Annotated in this window: 8 protein-coding genes; all 8 read left to right on the forward strand. The window is 31.3% G+C overall.

Annotated features, from left to right (window positions below; all coding sequences use genetic code 11):
• Positions 1-778: 778 nt before the first annotated feature.
• Positions 779-1,075, forward strand: a complete 297-nt coding sequence (locus JR312_RS05795; protein ID WP_211907726.1) for a helix-turn-helix domain-containing protein — start codon at positions 779-781, stop codon at positions 1,073-1,075.
• Between the two features lie 60 nt (positions 1,076-1,135).
• Positions 1,136-1,528, forward strand: coding sequence for a DNA-directed RNA polymerase subunit omega (gene rpoZ / locus JR312_RS05800; protein ID WP_416647936.1), 393 nt, complete (start codon positions 1,136-1,138; stop codon positions 1,526-1,528).
• Between the two features lie 28 nt (positions 1,529-1,556).
• Positions 1,557-1,802: a monovalent cation/H+ antiporter complex subunit F gene (locus tag JR312_RS05805; RefSeq protein WP_319606743.1), complete on the forward strand. Its 246-nt coding sequence runs from the start codon at positions 1,557-1,559 to the stop codon at positions 1,800-1,802.
• Between the two features lie 6 nt (positions 1,803-1,808).
• The gene (mnhG, locus tag JR312_RS05810) at positions 1,809-2,081 is read left to right on the forward strand and encodes a monovalent cation/H(+) antiporter subunit G (RefSeq protein ID WP_012481981.1); all 273 of its coding nucleotides are present in this window, start codon (positions 1,809-1,811) and stop codon (positions 2,079-2,081) included.
• Between the two features lie 11 nt (positions 2,082-2,092).
• Positions 2,093-2,617, forward strand: coding sequence for a DUF4040 domain-containing protein (locus tag JR312_RS05815; RefSeq protein ID WP_010404272.1), 525 nt, complete (start codon positions 2,093-2,095; stop codon positions 2,615-2,617).
• The gene (locus tag JR312_RS05820) at positions 2,610-3,029 is read left to right on the forward strand and encodes a Na(+)/H(+) antiporter subunit B (RefSeq protein ID WP_010404274.1); all 420 of its coding nucleotides are present in this window, start codon (positions 2,610-2,612) and stop codon (positions 3,027-3,029) included. The genes JR312_RS05815 and JR312_RS05820 overlap by 8 nt, the downstream gene beginning before the upstream one ends.
• Positions 3,026-3,328, forward strand: a complete 303-nt coding sequence (locus JR312_RS05825) for a cation:proton antiporter subunit C (RefSeq protein WP_264330789.1) — start codon at positions 3,026-3,028, stop codon at positions 3,326-3,328. The genes JR312_RS05820 and JR312_RS05825 overlap by 4 nt, the downstream gene beginning before the upstream one ends.
• A gap of 139 nt (positions 3,329-3,467) precedes the next feature.
• The gene (gene rpoD / locus JR312_RS05830; RefSeq protein ID WP_416647937.1) at positions 3,468-5,351 is read left to right on the forward strand and encodes an RNA polymerase sigma factor RpoD; all 1,884 of its coding nucleotides are present in this window, start codon (positions 3,468-3,470) and stop codon (positions 5,349-5,351) included.
• Positions 5,352-5,554 lie beyond the last annotated feature (203 nt).

Genomic DNA, 5,554 nt, shown 5'->3' on the forward strand with positions numbered 1-5,554 from the left:
ATTTGAATCCTATAGAATACTGTTGGCATACCATCAAAAGCCGCCTCAGACCTCTCATGTATAAATATACAGACTTACAGCTTTTGGTTGGTAATACCATAATGGAACTTTATCATCCATTTTAGAAAATACTATAGTATTGAATTTTGCTTATCACAATTGTCTACACTTTTCTATAAGAGTATTAGAGACTTACCTTTTGACAATACGGCAAAGATCTCTACAGTTACATCCTTTTATTTGTTTCTTTGCAACTACTTTTTTATATATGTTTCAAAACACTTTCTTTACTTCCGCTATGTTTTTTACTTCATTTATTAAAATAATCTTGCCATTTTGAAAACATTGTTGATTCACTGAAGCCACTTTTTAGGACCTGTAACACTATGTAAAATACATCCTAAATCTTCTTGATTTTGTTTCTTTCTACAGAACTCTACTCAGTTTTTCTCCTACTCATCTTGCTCTGTTTTCATAATTTACATACTCTATCTCCTGCTTTATTCCTTTCTTGAGATCATATACAGTCTCTAAAACGAGTTTGTAAAATGATTATTTCTGTATTTTAAACTTTGCAATTTCAACTTATTCTCTTTAATAGTAAGTTTTTTACAAAATAATAGTTTGAAATTACTAGTATTTTGATAAAAATTATAGTCAATTTAAAATTTTGAGTATCAGATAGTTATTGACAAGTTATATACTATTAATATATTGGTATGTTAAATATTATGATATAATATTTAATAAAGCTAGTTGGTATGTGAGAGTAAAAATTATGGAAACAATATCATTAAACAATCTGGATAGTGAAGCAATAAAAAAAAAATTGCTTGGCATAATAAGTAAAATTATAGGAAAAAATACTTGGACTCAAGCTTGTGCGGCTGAGAAACTTGGTATTGATCAACCAAAGGTGTCACAAATTAAAAGTGGTAAGATAAGTGGTTTTTCTTTAGAGAGACTGTTAGGTTTTTTGAAAAAGCTTGATCATGAAATAACAATTACAATAACAGAAAATCAATCAGTAAAAGCTAAAGAAGAAAAAGTAGAATGTAGAATTGGATCTCAATAGATCCGAAGTTGACATCTTATTTTTTGTGATATAGTATAAAGCTTATCAAGGTAGTGTTTTATGGTTGAGTCTATTGTAGAAAAGTGTGTAGAACAGGTACACAACCGTTTTAAATTGGTTCTTCTAGCAAGTCAAAGAACGCATGATTTGAGTACAGGGGCAAGCGATCCCGTTGAAATGGTTAAGTTTAAAGATCATAAGGATACGATAGTTTCTTTATATGAAATAGCAGAAAAGAAGGTGAATACCCATGAGTTGTTTAACCTTTTGGTGAAAAGGTGCAAGGAGCACATGAAAGAAAACACAGATAATACTTATATTAATAGTCCAAGTAAGCTAGCAAATTTGTTAAATTTTTCTGATCATCAACTTAACACAAGTCTGGGTGTAAGTCAAGAAAGCCACGATGATGAAATGGATGATCAAGATAGTGGTGAAGAAGTACCGATTTAGAAATCTGCAGAGGTTAAATAGCTTATAAATGATTAGTATTGCTATCTATGCGCTTTTGTTCTGTATGGGTGTAATGTTATGTTGTATAGTATTTAGGTCAAGTGATGTATACAATAAGATTGTAGCGTTCAATAATTTATCAACACAAGTAGTTTTACTCATAACAGCAATATCTATTATTCTGAATGATTTTTTTTTAATTGATATAGCATTGCTATATGCTAGCATCAGCTTTATATCAACTATAGCGCTAATGAGATTAATGTTGTTTTGATAATTTATGGTAGCATCCATTCTCATATTTTTAGGTGTTTGTTTAATAGTCATTTCAAGCGTAGGAGTAGTAGTATTTCCTGATTTCTATACTAGACTACATGCTGCAGGTATTGCAGATTCTAGTGGAGCAATGTTGTTGTTGATTGGTTTTGCTTGGCAAAATGAATTTTCAATCAATACTATTAAAGTTATATTATTGATTTTTATAATATGGATAGCCAATTCAACTAACAGTTATATTTTGGCGCGTACTTATTATAAAAGTAAAGACTATTAAAGAAGGTTAAGATGCTAGAAATACTGAATCTAATATTACTTTTGCTGTTACTCACGGTTACAGTTTTTATAGTTCTTTCGAAACATTTGGTTGTAAGTGCTGTTCTAATGTGTGTATTTAGTTCACTTATTGCACTTATGTACTTGATTATGAATGCGCCAGATGTTGCAATTACTGAAGCTTCTGTTGGTGCAGGATTGAGCACAGTCTTTACGTTTGCAGCACTCTCTTTGGTAAAGAATTACAAAGCAAATTTATCTCATAGCCCCACAACACTTTTTTTTATGTTATTTTTGACTGCATGTTTATCATACTTTATGATTCAATTACCAGATTTTGGCAGTCATAATGCTCCAGTTCACTTGCACGTTGCTCCTTATTATGTAGAAAATACTGAAAAAGCTATTGGTATTCCTAATATAGTGACAGCTGTTTTAGCAAGCTTTCGTGGCTATGACACATTTGGAGAAACTATAGTAGTTTTTACTGCTGCACTTTGTATAATGTTAATATTAGAAGAGAAAGAAAGTGATTAAAGATCCGGTATTAAGTGCAGTAACATTTTTGATGATACCTTTTATCATTTTGTTTGGTTTATACATACAGTTTCATGGTGACTATACTCCAGGTGGAGGTTTTCAGGCGGGAATAATTATTGCTTCTGGGATAATATTATATTCTATGTTATTTGATATACCTACAACTTTAAAAGCAATACCTTACTCTATTATCAAATTTACTAACGTACTAGGTATTTTAACCTATGGAGGAGCTGGTATTATAACAGTTTTATTTGGCCAAAATTTTTTATCCTATAGTATATTGTCAGCTGATAGTAGAACAGGTCAAAAATTGGGTATTTTCTTAGTGGAGCTGGGTGTATTGCTTACCGTCTCTTCTTCCATGTTAATCATATATATAAATTTTGCTCGCAAGAAAAAACAATGACTCTATATAATTATGTAGGCATTACTATATTAATGGTGCTAGGTTTCTATATCATTGTAAATGATAAAAACTTAATCAAAAAAATGATGGGATTAAGTGTCTTACAAGCATCTGTTTTGTTGTTTTACATATCTTTAGGGTATGTAAAAAGTTCTTCACCTCCTATATTGACTTCAAATTTTCACTTATATACCAATCCTATACCTCACGTCTTAATGCTTACTGCTATAGTGGTTGGAATTGCAACATTTTCAGTTGGATTGTCCATAGTAGTAAGAATGGAGAGATTAGTTGATTAAGAAGAGTGTGAATAAATTGACAGTATCTTAAACTATATGAAGTAGCAAGTAACTATAAATTAAGAATAAAACTATAAGCTTGCTAATTGTAAGTTTATTTGATAAGTAAGAAATAAAATTGTGAACTGTAAAGGTAATGATGTCAACTATTAATGGTACGGAAGATAGGAAAAAGATCATCAAAGATCTTGTAACCAAAAGTATAAGAAAGGGCGGTTTTATCACTTTTGATGATATAAATGATAAGTTGTCAGATGAAAGTTTTCCACCTGATTTTATAGATGATACTATAGCTTTATTGCAAGACTCTGGAATTAACATACTCGAAAGTAGTGAAGATGAGGAAGAAGCTCCTTCTAATGATGGTGGTAATAAGCTTGATGATGATGAGACATCGTTGAATACTACTACAACTTTAGTGCAAAATGATGATCCAGTAAGGATTTATTTACAAGATATGAGCTCTGTAAAGCTTTTGTCACGAGCAGATGAAATTAAGATAGCAAAAAAAATTGAATCTGAAAAGCATAACATGTTACGTGCAATAATTGAAACATCAGTGGCATTCAAAATAATCAAAACATGGCGTGATGATTTAAGTGGTGGAACTTTTTTACTGAGAGAAATTATAAATCTGGATGCAATTTATAACTCTGATTTCAATATGGTAGACAAAGAAGAAAGTGAAGCTGAAGATGTTAGAGATTGTGTTAATGATGAGGAAAAAGGTAATGAGAGTGAAGACATAAGTTCAGCTAACTTAAATATTTCTGTTCTTGAAATGGAAAGTGATTTATTGCCAAAGGTTATCACGGCATTGGATGAGATCATTGCTTTAACAAATGAAGCATCGGTATTGAAAAAAAATTCTAAAGATTTCTCTAATGAGCTAGAAAATTTATATAATCAAATATGGTCTGTAGCATTACAAATTCAGTTTAGTGATGCTGCTATTACCAGAATTACACAAAAACTTTACGAAATAAATAGACTAATCACGTTTGAAGAAGCTAATCTTATTACTGAAGCTAGAAAGTACGATATTGATAGAGAAAGTTTTTATAATGTTTATGATGATGTGCTTTTAGAGCACGAGTTTAGTGAAATAAGTTTTCTCAAGATTAATGAAAATCAATCTCTTTTTACAGGTGAATTAAAAAATAAATTCTTAAGGTTTATAAACGATAGCTATGAGTATATAGCTAGTGCCTTAAGCAATATTAAGAGTTATGTACAAGGAGATAAAGTTCAGGAGTTTAAGAAGGTAATCAAGAGAATACAGAAACATGAACAAGAAGTCTCTCAAGCAAAGCAAGAAATGATTAAGGCTAATTTAAGGCTAGTGGTCTCGATTGCTAAAAAGTATTCAAAAAGAGGCCTTGATCTGCTTGATTTGATACAAGAAGGTAATATTGGTCTTATGAAGGCTGTGGATAAGTTTGATTACAAACGTGGGTATAAATTTTCGACTTATGGTACTTGGTGGGTAAAACAATCAATCACTAGGGCAATACCTGAACAGTCTAAAGTAGTTAGAATACCAGTACATATGGTGGAAATTATCAGTAAAATCAACAAAGCATTAAGAAAGATGACTCATGAAATGGGTAGAGAGCCTACATTAGAGGAATTGAGTATAGAATTGGTAATGCCGCTAGAAAGAATACGCAAAGTTATGAAGATAGCAAGAGATCCGGTAAGTCTTGAAGCTCCAACAGGAAAGGATGATAGTAGTACCTTCGGTGATTGTATAGAAGATAAGCGAGTTTCTAAACCAGAGGATGCTGCAATACTTGCCGACTTGCGTGGCATTACGACCAATGTTCTTGCAACTTTAACACCAAAAGAAGAAAGAATTCTAAGGATGCGCTTTGGCCTTGGTAAAGATGGAAAGGAGCATACCTTAGAAGAAGTAGGAAAAATTTTTAATGTTACACGTGAAAGAATTAGGCAAATAGAGGCAAAAGCACTACGTAAGTTGAAACATCCAAGCCGTGCTAAAAAACTTAGAGGTTTCTTTTAAGGCAGAAGGGCTGCTCAAAAAATAGGTAAATTCAGCCAAAGTTCTATAATTTTACCCTATTTTTCGGGAACGTTCAAAAAAGTGTATCAAACCGAAAAAAAAGTAATAAATTGATATAAAAAATGGAGGTTTGATATGAGTCAAGCAAATAGAACTACTGGTTTGGTAGATTATAAAGAATTAGAAACAAATATCCTGTCATC

This window comes from Wolbachia endosymbiont of Nasonia giraulti (assembly GCF_048054155.1).
Lineage (GTDB): Bacteria > Pseudomonadota > Alphaproteobacteria > Rickettsiales > Anaplasmataceae > Wolbachia > Wolbachia pipientis_C.